The following is a 17,499-nucleotide window of genomic DNA, read 5'->3' on the forward strand; positions in this document are numbered from 1 at the left end:
GGGTCACCAGCTCCCGCGTGGGGTCAGCCCCCGGGCGGACGTCAGCTCGGCGCGGATCCGGTTCCGGGTGCGTCGGGCCTCGCTGGCCGACCGGTCGCCGACGAGGACGGCGTCCAGGAGGTCGAGGGCGGACTGGCTCTGCCCGACGCGCCACAGGGCCTGGCCGATGCCGGTGCGCAGGCTCGGGTCCCCGTGCGCGCGTCCTGCGGCGGCGCGCAGGCCGTCGAGCGCCGCGGCGCGCTGCCCCGCCTGGAGCCGGCTGCTCGACTGGGCCACGAGCAGCCGGGCCACGCCGGCGCCGTCCCCGACCGCCTCCAGCAGTTCGGCCGCCTCGGCGTAGTAGGCGGCGGCGACGGCTGGGTCCCCGCGTTCGAAGGCGAGGTCGCCCAGGAGCGAGGTGAGCAGGACGCGCTCGCGGGGGCGGGGCGGCGGGGTGGACCGCAGCGCCCGCCGGGCGTGCTCCCCCGCCAGATCGGGCTCACCCCGGGTGTGGGCCCGACGGGCGACGACGACGCGGTGGGCCGTCGTCCACGGCTCGGGGTGCTCGGTTGGGGGGCGGGCGGCCAGGTCGGCGAGGGGTCGGGCCAGACGCGGGTGGCGCAGGCGGTAGGCGGTCCCGTCGGTGTCGGGGGTGACCAGGTGGCGGTCCTGGAGGGTGTGGACCAGGCCCCGGGTGAGGTCGGGGTCGTGGGCGCCCTCCGCTCCGGGGGCCGGGGCGCCCGGCCCGCCCGGGGTCGCGGCGCGGCGCAGCCAGGCGTGGGGCAGGTCGCGGGGGACGAGGTGCTCGGCGGCGACCTCCTCCAGTACGAGGCTGAGGTGGACGGTGAGGGCGCGGTCGACGTCGTCCGCGGCGAAGGCGTCCGATCCCTCGGCGTACAGGAGCGCGCCGACGGTCTGGAGCAGGACGGGGTCGACGGTGTCGGTGAGGGCCGCGGTGGCGGCGCCGGAGGCGGACGTCCCTGGGACGGTCCGCACCTCCTCGACCAGACGCCCGGCGACGGTCAGGGGGTGCCGGACGCCGGCCGTGTCCAGGGCGCGGGCGGTGGCGCTGACCGCGGTGTCGGGGTCCAGCGGGCCGACGCGCACCTCGGTGTGGTCGGCCCCGTGCGCGGCGATCATCCGGCGCAGGTCGGCCAGGTGCTCGGTGCGCACGGTGAGCAGGAGGTGCAGCCCGGGGTGGTCGTGCAGCGCGACGAGGAGTTCGTCGACGAGCGCGGCGCGGTGCGGTCCGGGGTCGTCCGGGGTGCGCAGCAGGAGTTCGGCCTGGTCGAGGGCGGCGAAGAGGGGCAGCGGGCGGCCGTAGCGGTCGACGCGCTCGTGGTCGCGCAGGAAGTCGGTGGTGGAGGTGCCCGGCCCGTGGGTGGGGAACCCGCCCGGGTTCCAGGAGGCGAGCAGGGCGCGGGTGAAGGGGTTCTGCTCGGGGAGGACGGCGCTGGGGAAGGCCGGGTCGAGGAGCAGGTGACCCACCGGCAGGACCCGGGCGCCCCGGTCGGTGAGGGCGGGGACGGCCCCCGCGCGCAGGAGGGAGGTCTTTCCGGCCCCGGCGTCCCCGTGCAGAACGGTCAGCCGCGCCGTGGTCCACGCCTGGACGAGGGCGTCCACCGTCTCCGCCCGGCCGTGGAACAGGCGACGGTCGCGGGCGCCGAAGGGCCGCGCGCCGACGAACGGCCCCGTGTGAGGCGTCCGAGGGGCGGAGTTTCGTGCCATGAAATCAGCTCCGAGCCGTGGAGAGCGGTTCCGCGGCGCCGCGGGTCGGCGGCGTTCCCGGTTCGGTGAACGGGTTCCGCTTTCATCCGTGGACGTCATTGTCCGTCGCTTTTTTCAGATTCGCGGCCCCCGCGACGACACGTGTGGGAAATGGTCGCGAAGGGACCCCTGTGCCGGAGGTGGGGCGGTCGCCCGAGGGGGTCGCCGTTCGGGTGCGCGAACGGAGCGGACACCGCGTCGCGGGCGTCCTTCGGGGGCGGCCCTCCGGCTGCGCGGCGGCCCCTGGGCGGTGGAGGGCGGCGGGCGGGACCAGGGGCGGGGAAAGCCCGGGACGGGCCCGGTCCGAGGCGGGGCGCAGGGCCACGGCGGAGGCGTTCTAGCCGTCCTCGTCCGGGTCGCTGGTGAACGCGGCGATCGCCTCCGAGGCACCCGATCCCGGCTCCAGGACCGATCGCAGCGCCCGCACGATCGCGCTCTCCCCGTACCCGTCCAGGTCGTGCAGGGTCAGGCCGCCCGCCTCCACCAGGGCGGCCGCCCCGGGGACGTGTTCGTGTGGCATCGACAATGTCCTTCCGACCAGCGAGAAAGGAGAGATACGGTCACGCTCCGCGGCGTCCGCCTCCCTTTGTCGTTTCTTCGGTTGTCCCATGGAGTTTCTACCACCGGCCTGTCCTTCCCTAACATCTTCGCCTACTCTGAGTTCGTATTCGCAGTTCCCGCACCCCGCTGACCGAAATCCTCGACTCGACACCAGGAATCTTCCAAAACTGATCCAGAATGCCTGGTGGGGACGATGTGAAACCGGAGGACATCGCGTGAGCGCTTCCACTCCCCACTCCCCACGCTTCCCCAAGGTCTGGGGGAGGGTCCCGCCGCAGAACAAGAACTTCACCGGCCGCGCCGAGCAGCTCCAGAACCTGTACGACGGGCTGCGCGGCCAGGTGACGGCGGTCGTACCGCACACCCTCCACGGCTACGGCGGCGTCGGCAAGACCCTCATGGCGGTGGAGTACGCCCACCGCTACCGGGAGGAGTACGACCTGGTGTGGTGGATCATGGCCGACCAGCCCGGGCTGGTCCGCTCGGCACTGGCCCACCTGGCCCCGCACCTGGACCTGCCCGGCCCCGGACTGACCGGTGTGGAGGACGCCGCCAACGGGGTCCTCGACGCGCTGCGGCGGGGTGAGCCGTACTCGCGGTGGCTGCTGATCTTCGACAACGCCGACGAGCCCGAGGACCTAACCGACGTCATCCCGCAGGGACCCGGGCACGTGCTGGTCACCACCCGCAACCACCGCTGGGAGTCGGTGGCCAGGACCGTGTCGGTCAACGTCTTCCCCGCGCACGAGAGCGTGGAGTTCCTCAAGCGGCGCATCCCCCGGGGGATCAGTGTCGAGGACGCGGTCGAGCTGGCGGAGGCGCTCGGCCACCTCCCGCTGGCGCTGGAGCAGGCCGGGGCGCTCCAGTCCGAGACCGGGATGTCGGCGCGCGAGTACATGCGGCTGCTCTCCGAGCGCACCGGGCCCCTCCTGCGCGAGGGCAAACCCCCCGAGTACCCGGAGCCGATGACCGCCGCCTGGCAGCTGTCGGTGGCCAAGCTCCGGGAGAACCTGCCCGAGGCGATGGAGCTGCTGCGCTGCTGCGCCTTCTTCGGTCCCGACCCGATCCCGCGCGACCTGTTCTTCCCGGTGGAGGGCGGCCAGATCCGGCCCGAGCTGGCGGAGCTGCTGGCCGACCCCATCCGGCTGAGCCGGGCGGTCGGCCAGTTGGGGCGGTACGCTCTGGTGCGGCTGGACAACGCCAACCGCACCATCCAGGTGCACCGACTCATCCAGGCCCTGCTGCGCGAGGAGCTCGACGAGTCGATGCGGGACTCGATCCGGGCCGAGGTGTGGTCCCTGCTCAGCGCGTCCGCCCCGGAGAGCCGGACCGACCCCGCGGCGCAGTCCCGCTACCAGGAGCTGCTGCCGCACGTGGGCCCCTCCCGGGTGGCGGAGAGCACCCGCCCCGAGGTGCGCAGGTTCGCGCTGAGCATGCTCAGCTTCCTGTTCGTGGTCGGCAACTACGAGACCGCCAGCCGCTACGCGCGCGTGTTCATCGACCAGTGGGTGGCCGACTCCGGGGACGAGGACCCGCACGTGCTGGAGGCCCAGCGCCTGTACGCCAACCGGCTGCGCGACCTGGGCCGCTACCAGGAGGCCCACGACCTCAACCGCGCCATCCTGCCGAAGGTGCGCCGGACCCTGGGGCGCACCCACAGCGAGACCCTCAACGTGCTGTCGGGGCTGGGGGCCGACTACCGGGCGCGCGGGGACTTCTGGCGGGCCCGGGAGCACGACGAGGAGACCCTGCGGCTGCACGAGGAGACCCTGGGGCCCAACGAGTCCGCCACCCTGCGCGCGCTGCACAACCTGGGCATCGACTACGCGCTGACCAGTGACTTCACCGGCGCCCAGGCACGGCACGAGCGCGCGTACATGCTGTACAAGCGGCGCAGCGCCGCCCCCGGCTCACCGGTCCTGCTGTCGTTCTGGCACGGCCTGGCCCTGTCGGTGCGCCTGGCGGGGGACTTCACCGAGGCCTGCGACCTGGGTGAGGACGCGCTGGCCTACGGGCGCGAGCAGCTGGGGGTCGAGCATCCGAGGACGCTGCGCACCCAGATGGACCTGGCGATCGCGCGCCGCATGTCCGGTGAGTTCGAGGAGGCGCTCGAACTGGCGCTGGACGTGCACTCGCGCTACCTGCGGTTGTACGGCATCGACCACCCCGAGACCCTGGCCGCGGCCATGTGCCTGACCAACATCTGGCGGATGACCGGGGAGCTGACGGGTGCGCTGGAGCTGGGTGAGGACACCGACCTGCGGTACGTGCGGGCGTACGGCCCCGAGCACCCCTACAACCACGGGTGCACGAGCAACGTCGCCCTGCTGTACCGGCTGCTGGGTGACGCGTCGCGGGCTCGGGCGATGAACGAGTCGGCGCTGGCCGCCCTGGACGGCAAGCTGGGACGGGACCACCACTACTCGTTGGGGGTGGCGATCAACCTGGCCAGCGACCTGTCCGCGCTGGGCGAGACCAAGAACGCGGTGCGGTTGGGCCGGGGCACCCTGCGCCGGCTGCGCGCGCTGTTGGGCGACGACCACCACAACACGCTGGCGTGCGCGGCCAACCTGGCGCTCGACCTGCGGGAGGAGGGCGCCGCGGAGGAGGCCGACGCCCTGGCGGAGACCACGCACACGGCGCTGGTGCGGACGCTGGGCCGGGAGCACCACTTCACGTCGACCGCGCGGCAGGGCGGCCGGATGATCACCGACTTCGACCCGCCGCTGCTCTGACCGCCCGCGCGGGCGGGGTCCGGGACCCGGTCCGCGTCAGCTCCGGGGCGGGCGGGCGCGCGTGGGGCGCCGTCCTCCGGTTCGGTCAGCGCGGTCGGGTCCGGTCAGCGCGGTCGGCTGTGGGGGCGGCGTGTCCCGCCCCCCGCGGGGTTCCGTTGCGGGCGCGCCACCGCTCCCGGTGGCGGTGGGAGGCGGCCTCGGCCGCCTCGGCGATCCCGTCGGGCACCTCCTCGGCCAGCCAGGAGGCGAGCGTCCGTTCGGTCGCCGCCAGGAAGCGCGCTCCGTCTGGTGTGAGTCTTCCGGATCCGGCCACCGTGCGCGCGGCCCCGTGGGCGGCCGAGCGCCAGTGCGCGAAGTCGGCGTGGGCGCGCCGGGCCTCCTCTCCCCGGGCCACCAGGCGGTGGCGGCGCCAGAACCCGGCCACCCCCAGGTGGGCGTACACCCCTTGGAGGAGCCCGGACACGGGTCTGGGGTCCGGGCGCCAGGGCGCGTAGTGGGTGCTCCCGTCGTCCGGGAGGGTGAGCGGGACCAGGTCGAGCAGGGCCATGAGTTTGGCGTGCTGCACCTCGTGGGCGAAGGTGAGCGCGAACCGCACCGGGTCGGGCGGCCGGGACAGTCCCAGGGAGCCGAAGGCGTGCCGGGCGGTCGCGCTGGTGTGCGCCCCGCCGGGCGCGGTGATGGGGGTGAGCGCGACGACGGTGTCGGCCGCCTCCTCCGCGATGGTCCAGTGGTCGGTGACCAGCAGCTCCCACGCCTGGCGCAGGCTCACCCGCCACTCCCGGACCTCCCGCTCCGTCAGCCGGTGGGCGACCAGGTCGGCGCCGGGGAGGCGGTCGGGGTCCTGGTCGTCCAGGAGCAGGTCGAGGCGGCGTCCCGCGTGTTCGGCCGACATCCGGCGCAGCGCGTGCCACCCGGGGGCGTCCTGGTGCGGGTCGTCGGGGACCTCCACCCGGGCGCCGCCCCGCGACAGCAGCGCGCGACCGCCCTCCGTCTCGACCACGGCCGTGTCGCCCTCGCCCCGGCCGAGGAGGGCGCGGCCGAGGGCGGGCAGCGGCGCGGTCGGGCCGAACAGCGGCACCTCCAGGCTGGCGGTCAGGCGGGCCCGGAGGGCGGCGGTCGCCGCGAGCGCCGCCATCGTGCCGACGCGGGGCGCCTCGTCGCGGTGGCCGTCCAGCGCCAGTGCGGTGCGCCGCGCCCAGACCCCGACCGACGGGTGGCGCAGGACGGGGGCCACGGCCTCCGGTGCGGCCTCCTGTGCGGCGGCGAGCAGGTCGTAAGCGGTTCGGAGGCGGTCCGCATCGGGGTGCCGTCGGGCGAGGGCGGCGTCCAGGACCCGGCGGACCAGGAGCAGGTGTTTGGCGTACTGGGCGCGGCGGAGGGGACCGGTGGCCGCCCGGCCTCCCGCGCCGCGGGCGAGAGCGTCGAACACGGCGTCCGGGAGGGGGCCTTCGGGGGGCATTCAGCGTCCTTCCCGTAGGCGCGCGACGTCCGCGGCCACGGTCTGGCGGACGTGCTCGATGAGCCGGTACAGGTCCCGGCAGTACACCGAGGGGTTGCGGAATCCGGAACCGCTCCGGTACCGGTGCGGGTACAGCCCGCCGCCGCACACGCGGGCCAGGGGGCAGGCCGCGCAGGTGGGGCCCAGGGCGCGGGCCCCGATCTGGCGCGCGGCGACGGAGGGCAGGTACAGGGCCTGGTCGAAGGCGTGGGTGAGGGTGTGCAGGGGGGTGGCGGCCGCGCCGTCGTAGGCGGACCTGAGGCTGTCGACCTGTTCGATGGAGCCGTCGGTCTCCACGACCACGAGCGCCGCCGGGGACAGGCCGACGCTCTCGGTGCGGGAGGGCCGGCCCAGGACCAGGCGGATGATCTCGTTGAACAGGCGGATGTTGGTCTCGCGCCTGGGGGCGTGGTACCAGCGGTCGAAGGCGGCGACGAGCCAGGCGCCGTAGGCGGCGCCGTCCGGGGTCCAGCCTCGCGGCGGGGTGTCCCAGTTGCCGTGCGGCAGGAGCAGGTCGACGGTGGGCGGGGCGAACTCCAGGAGCGCCTCGTAGGTGGCCACGGGGTCGGACTCCAGGTCGACGGTGGTCAGGAGTCCGCTCATCAGGTGGCGGTAGCGCGGGGAGCCGAGCAGTTCCAGCCCGGCGCGGACCTCGGCGTGGGTGCCGCGTCCGTCGAAGCGGCGGCGGTGTCGGTCGTGGTCCTCCCGAGTCCCGTCGACGCTGACGCCGACGCGCACGCCGAGGTCGTCGAACAGGTCGAGGAAGTGGGTGTCCAGCAGGACGCCGTTGGTCTGGAGGCGCAGGTCGATGTGGACGTCGGGTTCGTTGGCCTTGCGCAGGACCTGGACGGTGTGGCGCAGGTGGTCGAGTCCGACGAGGAGTGGTTCGCCGCCGTGCAGGATGACGTCGACCCGGCCGCGGCCGTGGGCGCGGGCGTGTTCGGCGATCCGCTCGGCGACCCGTTCGACGACGGGTCTGGCCATGCGCCGGGGCTGGTCGCGCCACCCCTGGTCGGCCATCTCGTACATGTAGCAGTAGTCGCAGGCGAGGTTGCACCTGCTGTGCACCTTGAGGACGAACTCGCGGAAGGGGGTCGGGCGCCATCCCCGGGCGAGCAGGTCCTCGACGTCCAGGGTCTCGGGCCATTCTCCACGGGTCCGTGTGCGTTCACGAACCCGTGTTCCTCTGTCGTCGGCGCTCCGTGCCACGCTGGTGTCCTCCTGGGGGCGAGAGCACACGTGAAATGATCAGCGAATATCGCGTTTTCTGTGATATGTACTCTCTCAGCGAGTGAGCAAACCTCATCCGCCGCCCCTCCGGGCGGCGCCGCCCGTACGCCTGTCCCCGTCAGGCCCGCGGACCCCGGCCCGGTGAGATCGTTCCTCTCCGGATTCCTTCCCCGGCCGCGGCCGCCGAACGCCGCGCCGGAGGGACATTGGCCGGTTTCGGCCACGGCGAAAAAGATTGACGCCCGCTTTCTGGCGGTGACACCGGATTCTCCGCGGACCGCACCGGAAATTCGGTCCGGAGCCACGCCCTTTCACCGCCGCTTTCGACCGCGCCCGCCGCGAGCGGGAAAACACCCCTTCCGCGCACCGGGGACGGCGGGGCGCGGCGCGGCCGGCGGCCAGACCTCCCCCGCCCGCAGGCCGGTCGGAGCGTGGACCAAGGTCCCGATTTTCGGTGTTCCCCCACGCGCGGGCGGTCGGCGAGGTTAGCCTGATGCCGTCTGAGCGACCCACTCTCGGTGAGCACATCATGACCGAACGCATCCTGTCCGCCGTCGACGAGTGTCTGGACTGGGCCCTGGGGCTCGACCCCCCGGTCGCCGTGGACGTCGACGCCCTCCTCTTTCTCCTGATGACCCACCGGGACGCCGGAGCCCCCGATCCCGGTGACTGGACCACCGCCGACGTCCATGACATCGCCCGCACCGTCCGTGACTGGGACCGCGTGCCGGACAGGCTCCGGGACACGTGGTTGACCTGGTGCGACCACCTCGTCGACCGGGGCGGTCTGCTCTCCTGCGAGAGCCCGCGCAGACTGCGCGCGGCCATCGCGGCGGTCGACCTGACCCCCGGAGGGCGGGCCGCGGACCCGGTCGAACCCGCTGACGAGGCCGCCCTGCCGCTCCTGAACCGGTTGGGTGTCGGCGAGGACGGTGACCCCGACCCGCTCCCCCCGATCCTCCCCGCCGCGCCGGAGGACCTGGCGGCGGCCCGGGCGTGCCCTCCCCTGGCCGAGGCCGCACGGCTCGCCGCGTGGGTGGGCGAGGGGAGGCCGCTGGACCCCGCCCTGCCGCACGACGCGCTGGCCCGCGAGGACACCGACTCCGCCGCCGACGCCCTCGGGGTCGCCCCGCAGGAGGTGCACCGGATCCTGCGGGTGGCCCGGGAGGCGGGGCTCCTGCGCTCGACCTACACCCGGGTCCTGCCCGGACGCGCGGCCCGCGCCTGGGCGGCGGGGGATCCGGGGGCGGCGGCCGACGCCTGGGCGGACGCCCTGTTGGCGATGACCGGGTCACGCGGCATGACGGCCTTCCTCCTGCTGACCGACCTGTTCGTGTGCGGACGCCCCCGCACCCCGGAGCAGCTGGTCGAGGTGTACGGGCCCGGGGTCGCGCTCGGCCGGTGTCCGGACGGGCCCGCCGACCACGTCCGCTCCGTCCTGGACACGCTGGTCGCCCTGGGCGCGGTCGAAAGGGTCGGCACGGGCGGCTTCCGCGTCACCAGGCTGGGCGACCACTTCGCCGTGCGGCAGCTGCGCCACTCGGGTGCCGACGTCCGGCTCACCCCCCCGTTGGAACGGATGGAGGCCGAGCACGTCCTCGCCCTCCTGGAGCGGGGGCGGCCGGTCGACACCGAGGACCTGATGGCGCGGTGGACGGCCACCCGCGACGCCCGCGACGCGGCCCGGGAGCTGCTGGACGCCTCCGCCGAACCGCGTGCCTGGCACCGCCGGAACCTGGTCGCCGCCGCCCTGGCCGACCTGCGCGCCGACCTCACACCGGTGCTGCGCATGTACGTCCACCACCCCGTCCTCGGCGGGTGGGCGCGGCGCCTGCGCGGTACGCACACCGAACCGCCCACGTCGCACCAGGTGGTGTGGGCCGTCCTGGACAGCTACGCGATCCTGGTCGAGTCCGGTCGGCCGCTGCCGGACCGGGACCGGGAACGGTACGCCGGGTGCGCCGAGCAGCTCACGCGCACGATGTGGCTGACGGGGCATCCGGCCGCCGAGACCGTGCTCGACCGGCTCGCCGACGGCGCCCTGGGCGAACCGCTGGCCGAGGCCGCCCGCCGGGTGCGGCCGGTCAGCTGCTGACCGGCCGCGGACGCCCCGGGGCCCGGCGGCCCCGGCGGGCGGGGCTCAGTCCTTGAGCTCCAGTTCGTAGACCTGGAGGTCGACCCCGGGCACGGGTGTCCAGTCGCGTTCCGGCGCCCGGGTGAACCCGCGGGCCCGGTAGACGAACTGGGCCGCGCGCATCTGCGGCAGGGTGGACAGCACGACCCTGACCACGCCCTCCTCACGGGACCGTTCCACGAGCGCGTTGACCAGGGCGCGGCCCACGCCGAGCCCCCGCGCCTGGGGCGCCACGGCGAACGCCCGGATCTCGGCCTCGTCGGCGCTGCGGGCGACCTCGCTGTCGGGCGACCACGGTTCGTACATGATCGTCCCCAGGAGCCTCTCCCCGTCCACGGCCACCAGGACCTCCCCGGTTCCGTCCGCGCCCAGCAGCCGGAGCGTCTCGGCGTACTCGGGGCTGGCCTCCAGCAGGCCGTCGGCGAGGTAGGCGGTCACGCGCAGGTCGCTGACGGCGGTCATCTCTTCAGGCAGTACTCGACGCACGATCATGCACGCCATTCAACAGGAAGAACCCCCGGCCGCGCGGTTCCCGGGAGTGCGGGTCGCGGGGGCTCGGGGGTCGGGTGGGGCCGGAGGACTCCGTCGGGCGCCGTCCGTCAGGTGCCCTCGATGGCTCCGCACTCCCACTCCTGGTCCGCCACCCTGTCCCGGGCGTTGTCCAGGTCGTAGGCGTCCTCGGGCCTGCCCTCGGGCCGTTCGCCCTCGGGGTCGGGCCACTCGTCGGGGTAGGCGGGGGTCCAGGTGGGCTGGTCCGGCAGACAGTGCGCCGGACCCACGAAGCGTGTCCAGGAGGGCCACAGCTCCCAGGTGCCGTCGCCCATGTCGTAGAAGGACACCTCGCCCAGGTGGGAGGTGACCAGGCGCACCGACACGGGTTCGCCGGGGCGGGCGACCGGGTGGACGATCGTGTACTCGGTGCGGACCGCCAGGTAGTCCAGGCCGTTCGGGTCGCTGGCCTCCTCGGCCCACATCCGGCCGTCCACCTTGACCACGTCACCGATCGGTTCGGCCGTGCCGGGGGTGAGGTTGAAGGGGATGTCCCGGGTGTCGAGCTCCGGGTCCTCGTGTCCGAGGTTCTCCAGGTACCAGTCCAGCGACTGGGGGGTGAGCAGCGAGGTGAACTCGCTGTTGTCCTGGCCGAAGACCGCGTCCTGGTCGAGGTAGACGGCCTCCAGCAGCTCCCGGGTGAGCTCGTGGGCCTCGCGGACGCGTGCCCGCGGATAGGGGCCGACGGCTTCGGCCTCCTCGGGGGCGGCGAAGCCCTCGGCGTAGTCCTCGGCCTCGGTGCCGCCGAAGGGGTCGTCGCGGTCGACCTCGTCGAGGATGACGATCCCGTTCTGTTCGAGCGCGTCGTCGGCGAGGTCCTGGAGCACCTCCTCGACCGGTGTGCAGGCGGTGAGGGTCAGCGCGGCGGCCAGGGTGAGGCCCAGGGCCGCTCGGGGGAGACGTGACATGGGGGATGCCTCAATGGACTTATGGGCGAAATGCGAATAATTACACCTTTTTACCAGCGTGAGGCGCGTCCGATCGGCGTTGTCCACAGCTCTCCGTCAAACATCCCCGAAACGTGCCACACTCGCGATCAGGAGGAGACATGACCCCCTGGCCGAACGGCACCGCCGATCCCGCACCCGTCATCCGCGTCCACAGCGGCTCCGTGAGCGCCACGGCCCGCCGCTGCCCCACCCACCTGCGCGGCAGAACCGAGCGCGCCTTCGGCGCGGCCGCTCCCGGCAAGCGCCCCTACCTCGCGCGCTCCGCGCCGGGCCCCCTGACGGCCGTGCTGGACCTGGTCGGTGGTGACGGGGCTGTACCACCGGGACTGCCCGGCCAAGGCCCACTTCCACGATCTCGGTCTGCCTCCCGGGCCCGACCACGGTGTGCGCGGCGGGGTCGGGGGATCCACGAGGCGGAGGAGGTCGCAGGCTCCGGGTTCCGCCACGGCGGCTCCCCGGCCCGGTCCGAGGACACCGCCGCCGTTGAGGACACCACCGCCCGACGCGAGCACACCGTCCGCTCCTGGCTGGCCGGACTCCACCGGACCGCGACGCCTGGTCGGCGGGGGGTGTCGGGCTCACCGGCCGCCCCCGCCCGGGCGGGGGCGGCGCTGCTCGAACACCACCTGACCGTCTGCCCGTTGGAGGACGCCTCCCGCACGGGCGCGGTCCGCGTCGACCATCCGCTGACCGTCGACGACCCCGTCTTCGACGTCCTCGTCCGTTCCAGCGCCGATCTGGTGTTCCGCCGCGGCGGGTCGTGGGTGCTGCGGGATCTCGTGACGGCGGGGACCGCCACCACCGTCCCGGACACGGACCGCCTGCTCCGCGAGCGGCCGCGCGCCGCGCTGCTGCTCCTGCTGGGGACGGCGGTCGTCCCCGCGCCGGATCCTCCGCCGGTGATCGAACTGGAGGCCCTCGCCCCCGGCGGCGCCCGCGTGCGAACGGTCGACCCCGCCTCGCGGCGGAACCGTACCGTGGCACGGACGGTCGTGCGGGCGTTGGCCGCTCCCTGGCACGCGGACACCGCCCACCTGGCCGCCCCCGGGCCGGTCTGCCGTGCCTGCCCCTACCGGCGGTGGTGTCCGGGCGCGGCGGTTTCCGCCACCGGACCGGACGGGGCGACCGGCCCGGAGCGGGCCAGGTGAGAGGCCCTGCGCACCGGCTTCCGAGGTGAGAACCCACACCGCCGGGAGGACACCGGTACGGCTGACCGCCGGTTCCCGGGCGGCGGAACCCCCGGCCCGCCTCGCCGTCCGAAGGCCCCGGACGGCGGGCGTCGTTTCAGGAGACAGGCCCCGGCCCGGGTCCACCGGCCACCCGCCCTCGACGGGCCTTCGCGCGGCCCGCGAAGCCCTGTGGGCCGCCTCGCCACATCTTTCCATTGACAGGTTCACCCCGCACAGAGGTATCTTTCCAGTGGTAAGTTCCCTCCTCGGACGTCATCTTTCCCATGGAAAGTTCAAAAGGAGCCACCCGTGGAACCCCTCATCACCCTCGTCGGCGTCACCCTGGTCCTGGGGGTCGCCGGAGCCCTCGGCGTGCGTCGACTGCACCCGTGGCCGGTCGCCCTGCGCGGCGGCCTGGCGGCGATGTTCACGCTCACCGGCACGGTCCACTTCGTCGGGATGCGCGAGGAACTCGTCGCGATGGTCCCACCCGCCCTGCCCGCCCCGGAGCTGCTGGTCACCGTGACCGGCGTCCTGGAACTGGCCGGGGCCGCCGGGCTGCTGTGGTCGCGGACCGCGCCCTGGTCGGCCGCCGGCCTCACCGTTCTGCTCCTGGCGATGTTCCCCGCCAACGTCCACCTGGCGCTGTCCGGCGCCGAGCTGTCCCCGCACCAGGAGCTCGTCCCGCGCACCGCGATGCAGGCGGTGTTCCTGGCCGCGACCGTCACCGTCGTGGTCCCGTACCTGCGCCGCCGTGGCCGCGCCCGGCGATCGGCTCCCGGCACCGCCGACTCAGGCGTCGGCGGCCAGGGAGTGCGCCCAGTCCATTAGCCGGCGGCGCCTGGCCCGCGCCGGGAGTTCCACCACCGGACAGGGGCGCCGGACGGGGTCGGTCGACGTGTCGGCCGCACCGGCGCCGCACCGGTGAGCGGTGTTCACGATGTCCCCGGTGTCCGCCCCGGAGCCGTCCCACGGCGCCGGGGCGTCCGCGTCCGCGAACATCGAGGCCGCGGCCTCCTCCAGCCCACCGTCCCCGAAACGGACGCCACCCCCGCGTACGCACCCGGCCAGCGCCCTGCCCACGGGGCTGAGCGCGCCCTGCGCGGCCACCCCCAGCAGCTCCGCCTCGCACAGGGAGTGGACGAACGCCTCGACCACGGCCCCGGAGTCCCCGGCGGCCGGTCGGTACCACAGCGCCGACCGGACCAGCCAGAACAGCCCGGGCGGCAGATTGCGCTCCTGGTCCTCGACGGCCCCGGCGGCCAGCAGGGGACCGGACGTGATCCCGCTCCCCAGTCCCTCGGGAAGGGCGCCCAGCGCCAGGACGAGGGCGGAGCGCAGCGCGGTCGCGCCCGGTAGGGTCTGCGTCCCGGGGACGCCCGTCTCCGGCCCGTCGGGGTTCCAGGTCGGCACCCCGGGCAGTCGCAGCCACGCCTCCAGGAGCGGAGCGACCCGTCCCGGCGGGTCGGCGCGCCGCCAGGCCGGGGCCCACTCGGCGGTGGTGATCCGGCGTCCGTCACGTACGAGCAGTCCGGCCTCGTGGGCGGTCTCCACCCACAATCGGACCTCGGCGTCGTCCACGCCCAGCGCCCGGACGAGTCGGGCGCGGTCCCCGGCGCCGATCCCACCCACCCGGTGCAGGATCAGGGGTCGGGCCGCGACCTCCGCGACCAGTCGGTCGACCGTGTCCAGTGCCGTGCGGACCGCGGCCCGCGCCTGGTCCACCACCGCGGTCGCGTCGGTGGGCAACCCGACGGGCTCGGGCGGTGAGGGGGTGAAGGGGAGGGGGCCGCTCTCCCGGACCGTCGCGGCCACCTCGCGCGGCGGCATGGCCCTGGCGGGCCCGACCGGGACCAAGAGTCCGCGTTCGGCCAGCCAGTCGGTGTCCGGGTCACCCGAACCCTCCGGGCGGATCCGGTACCGGGACCGGCCGTCCTCCTCGAAACAGTCCGTGGCCAGGACCCGTCCCCTGGCCGCGAGCTGGCGTAACAGCGTGACGGCTCCCTCCGGTGCGGTGTCGAGCAGCACGCGCACCCGGTCGGGGTCGGTCAGGCGCGTGACGATCGCGCGCCGCACCGCGGCGGGCTCCCGGGTGGGGTCGGCGCCGAGCGCCAGAGCGACCCGGTGCAGTTCCGTGGCGGCCAGGACCTCGGTGAAGGCGGAGAGGACCCGGGGGCCCCAGCGGTGGACGCCGAACGCCTCCACCAGCCCCAGGGCGAGGTGGTAGTGGTCGTCCCCGGCGGGCCAGACCAGGGCGCGCCCCTCCAGTTCGCCGAGCGCCGCCTCGGCGGCGTGTCGCGCGGTGCCGTGCCAGGTGCCGATCCGGGCGAGGAGTTCGGCCCGGTGCAGCGGTGGGGCGGACAGCCCGTCGGTGCGGCGCGGCCTCCTGCCGGGACGCCGGGAGGCGGCCTCGGCCTTGGCGGCGACGTCCGCCGCCGCGACGAGCAGGTCGCACTGCGCGGCGGTCAGCGCGTCGAACACCCCGGTGCGGGCCACCGCGCTCGCCGCGTACGGCAACAGATCCCGCCGGGCGTCCTCCTCCACTCCCTCCACGAGCTCACCGAGGATGTCGGCGACCCGGTCGACCGGCATCGATTTGAGATGCTCGCTGAGCGCAGTGAGACGATCCATGTACGCAACGCTAGTACCCCGCGCCACAGCGGAGGGCCGAACATGGGGACCGGCGCACGGGGCGCTCCGCGACCCGAACGGCTATGGTGTCCGACATGTCATGTCATGGGATGAAAAGTCGGACCCACTCGGCGAGCACCGCGAAGGAGGCCGCGTGAGGAGGAACGTCCTGGTCACCGGAGCCTCCAGGGGTATCGGCAGGGCGATCGCCCTGGCCTTCGCCGAGCAGGGGGACCGGGTGGTCGTGCACTGCGGGAGCCGCCGGACCGAGGCGGAGTCCACCCTGGAACGGCTGTCCGGTGAGGGGCACGTCCTCGTCCAGGCCGACCTCGCCTCTCCCGAGGGCGCCGCCGAACTGGTGCGGCGGGCGGTGGACCGGGTGGACGGGATCGACGTCCTGGTGAACAACGCCGCGCTCAACCCGGCGCACCCGATCGCGTCGGTCTCCCTCGACGAGTGGCGGGCGGCCTGGCGTTCGGTCATGGACGTGAACGTCTTCGGCGCGGCCGACGTCAGCTACCTCGTCGCCCGGCACATGATCGACCGGGGCACGCGCGGGCACATCGTCAACGTCGGTTCCCGGGGCGCCTACCGCGGCGAGCCCGACCACCCCGCCTACGGGGCGAGCAAGGCGGCCCTGCACTCCCTGGGACAGTCGTTGGCGGTCGCGCTGGCGCCGCACGGCATCAGCGTCGCCTCGGTGGCGCCGGGCTTCGTCGAGACCGAGCGCGTGGCCGACCGCCTCACCGACGAGGTCCGCGCCGACAGCCCGTTCGGCCGCGTGGCCGACCCGCGGGAGGTCGCCAGCGCCGTACGCTACCTCGCCTCACCCGAGGCCGTGTGGAGCTCGGGCGCGGTCCTGGACGTCAACGGCGCCTCCCACCTGCGCTGAACCGGCCCCGGACCGCGGGGCCGGGGCCGCCCCTCGGGCACCGGACGGCGGCTGCTCCGGCGACCGCGGTCGACTACCGGACCTCGCCGTCGATCCTCTTGCACTCCTGCAACGTCACGGTGTCCTTGTCGAGGGCCTCCGAGCAGGTGGCGGCGCAGATCAGCAGACCCCAGAACGTGTCGGTCGACCCGCACCGGACCTTGACCGGCTCATCCGACGTCTGGGCGTGAGCCGCCCCCGGCACCATCGCGACCATCACCGCGAGCACGACGGTCCACAGCGTTTTCCGAACGGACATACCTTCTCCTCCGAAAGCCGACTCGGCACAACTGTCGGAGATCAGCCAATGACACGGAGTCGGTTTTGGCGCGGAGGCACACCCGGGCTACACACAATCGTGTCCCCGGCACCACCGTGAACCGTGACGAAAGGGAAGCGGTGTCCTCCCCGAACAGGCCCACGGACCACCCGCCCACGCCTGGCCCGGGACCACTGCGTAGGGTGGGCGCCGTCCACGCACACGGGGAGGGACGGCAACATGAGCCTGGTCGCCATCAGCGACCTCCACGTCCGGCACGGGGAGAACCGCGCCTTCACCGAGGCCCTGCGACCGGAGTCCGACGACGACTGGCTCCTGGTGGCCGGTGACGTCGCCGAGACCGCCGACGACATCCTGTGGGCCATGGAACTGCTGAGCAGGCGGTTCTCCACGGTGGTGTGGGTTCCCGGCAACCACGACCTGTGGACGGTGTCCGCCGACCCCGTCCGACTGCGCGGCCTGGCTCGCTACGAGTACCTCGTGCGCGCCCTGCGCGACCTGGGCGTGCACACCCCCGAGGACCCCTACCCGGTCTGGGAGGGTCCCGACGGCCCGGTCGTGGTCGCCCCCCTGTTCCTCCTGTACGACCACACCTTCCGCCCCTCCGGAGCCCGCACGAAGGAGGAGGCGCTGGCGGTCGCGCACGAGGCCGGGGTGGTGTGCACGGACGAGTACCTGCTGCACCCGGACCCCTACCCCGGCCGCGACGCGTGGTGCCGCGCCCGCCTGGACCGCACCCGCGCCCGCCTGGACGCCCTGCCGCCGGACATGCCCACGGTGCTGGTCAACCACTGGCCGCTGGTGCGCGAACCCACGCGTGTCCTGCGCTACCCGGAGTTCGCGCAGTGGTGCGGCACGGAGGAGACCGCCGACTGGCACGTGCGCTACCGGGCCCGCGCCGTGGTCTACGGACATCTGCACATCCCCCGCACCATCGTGGTGGACGGCGTGCCCCACATCGAGGTGTCCCTCGGCTACCCCCGTGAGTGGCGGCCCCGGCCCGCTCCCCCGGAGGGCCCGCGCCGGGTGCTGCCCCTCCCCGGCTGACCGCCCGGGCGAGCCGTGCGGGCGGACAGGGTGCTATG

Annotated in this window: 14 protein-coding genes; 6 read left to right on the top strand and 8 right to left on the bottom strand. The window is 74.2% G+C overall.

Annotated elements, in window-relative coordinates; genetic code table 11:
- Positions 1-3: 3 nt before the first annotated feature.
- Both DVR05_RS11060 and fxsA read right to left on the bottom strand, forming a co-directional pair.
- Positions 4-1,707 (bottom strand): ATP-binding protein, encoded by a 1,704-nt coding sequence (locus DVR05_RS11060; protein WP_116245770.1) that lies wholly within the window; start codon positions 1,705-1,707, stop codon positions 4-6.
- A gap of 376 nt (positions 1,708-2,083) precedes the next feature.
- Complete coding sequence (fxsA, locus tag DVR05_RS11065) at positions 2,084-2,266, bottom strand: FxSxx-COOH cyclophane-containing RiPP peptide (RefSeq protein WP_116245771.1); 183 nt, start codon at positions 2,264-2,266, stop codon at positions 2,084-2,086.
- 256 nt (positions 2,267-2,522) lie between these two features.
- Between fxsA and fxsT the strand changes: the two genes are divergently transcribed.
- Positions 2,523-5,042, top strand: a complete 2,520-nt coding sequence (gene fxsT / locus DVR05_RS11070) for an FxSxx-COOH system tetratricopeptide repeat protein (protein WP_116245772.1) — start codon at positions 2,523-2,525, stop codon at positions 5,040-5,042.
- A gap of 85 nt (positions 5,043-5,127) precedes the next feature.
- On the opposite strand, the gene DVR05_RS11075 is transcribed toward fxsT, so the two are convergent.
- Together DVR05_RS11075 and DVR05_RS11080 are read right to left on the bottom strand one after the other, a co-directional pair.
- Positions 5,128-6,501 carry an aKG-HExxH-type peptide beta-hydroxylase gene (locus tag DVR05_RS11075; RefSeq protein WP_116245773.1) on the bottom strand — a complete coding sequence of 458 codons (1,374 nt, stop codon included), beginning with the start codon at positions 6,499-6,501 and terminating at the stop codon, positions 5,128-5,130.
- Positions 6,502-7,674 (bottom strand): FxsB family cyclophane-forming radical SAM/SPASM peptide maturase, encoded by a 1,173-nt coding sequence (locus tag DVR05_RS11080; protein WP_116245872.1) that lies wholly within the window; start codon positions 7,672-7,674, stop codon positions 6,502-6,504.
- A gap of 589 nt (positions 7,675-8,263) precedes the next feature.
- Here DVR05_RS11080 and DVR05_RS11085 point away from each other — a divergent pair.
- The gene (locus DVR05_RS11085) at positions 8,264-9,865 is read left to right on the top strand and encodes a hypothetical protein (protein WP_232832082.1); all 1,602 of its coding nucleotides are present in this window, start codon (positions 8,264-8,266) and stop codon (positions 9,863-9,865) included.
- Between the two features lie 45 nt (positions 9,866-9,910).
- On the opposite strand, the gene DVR05_RS11090 is transcribed toward DVR05_RS11085, so the two are convergent.
- The gene (locus DVR05_RS11090) at positions 9,911-10,396 is read right to left on the bottom strand and encodes a GNAT family N-acetyltransferase (RefSeq protein WP_116245775.1); all 486 of its coding nucleotides are present in this window, start codon (positions 10,394-10,396) and stop codon (positions 9,911-9,913) included.
- 107 nt (positions 10,397-10,503) lie between these two features.
- On the bottom strand, positions 10,504-11,361 hold the full coding sequence (locus DVR05_RS11095; RefSeq protein WP_116245776.1) for a hypothetical protein: 858 nt from the start codon (positions 11,359-11,361) through the stop codon (positions 10,504-10,506).
- A gap of 140 nt (positions 11,362-11,501) precedes the next feature.
- Between DVR05_RS11095 and DVR05_RS11100 the strand changes: the two genes are divergently transcribed.
- Positions 11,502-12,551, top strand: coding sequence for a PD-(D/E)XK nuclease family protein (locus DVR05_RS11100; protein ID WP_116245777.1), 1,050 nt, complete (start codon positions 11,502-11,504; stop codon positions 12,549-12,551).
- Positions 12,552-12,881: 330 nt separating this feature from the next.
- Positions 12,882-13,403, top strand: a complete 522-nt coding sequence (locus DVR05_RS11105; protein ID WP_116245778.1) for a DoxX family protein — start codon at positions 12,882-12,884, stop codon at positions 13,401-13,403.
- On the opposite strand, the gene DVR05_RS11110 is transcribed toward DVR05_RS11105, so the two are convergent.
- A complete protein-coding gene (locus DVR05_RS11110) occupies positions 13,365-15,203 on the bottom strand; it encodes a hypothetical protein (RefSeq protein WP_157982425.1) in 1,839 nt (612 codons plus the stop codon). The genes DVR05_RS11105 and DVR05_RS11110 overlap by 39 nt on opposite strands.
- Positions 15,204-15,357: 154 nt before the next feature.
- Here DVR05_RS11110 and DVR05_RS11115 point away from each other — a divergent pair, with 154 nt between their 5' ends.
- Positions 15,358-16,095: an SDR family NAD(P)-dependent oxidoreductase gene (locus DVR05_RS11115; RefSeq protein ID WP_116245780.1), complete on the top strand. Its 738-nt coding sequence runs from the start codon at positions 15,358-15,360 to the stop codon at positions 16,093-16,095.
- Positions 16,096-16,168: 73 nt separating this feature from the next.
- Here the strand turns inward: DVR05_RS11115 and DVR05_RS11120 are convergent, their stop codons facing one another.
- The gene (locus DVR05_RS11120; protein ID WP_116245781.1) at positions 16,169-16,393 is read right to left on the bottom strand and encodes a hypothetical protein; all 225 of its coding nucleotides are present in this window, start codon (positions 16,391-16,393) and stop codon (positions 16,169-16,171) included.
- Between the two features lie 240 nt (positions 16,394-16,633).
- Here DVR05_RS11120 and DVR05_RS11125 point away from each other — a divergent pair, with 240 nt between their 5' ends.
- Complete coding sequence (locus DVR05_RS11125; RefSeq protein WP_116245782.1) at positions 16,634-17,461, top strand: metallophosphoesterase; 828 nt, start codon at positions 16,634-16,636, stop codon at positions 17,459-17,461.
- Positions 17,462-17,499: the final 38 nt, after the last annotated feature.

The sequence above is a fragment of the Nocardiopsis sp. FIRDI 009 genome, assembly GCF_003386285.1.
GTDB lineage: Bacteria > Actinomycetota > Actinomycetes > Streptosporangiales > Streptosporangiaceae > Nocardiopsis.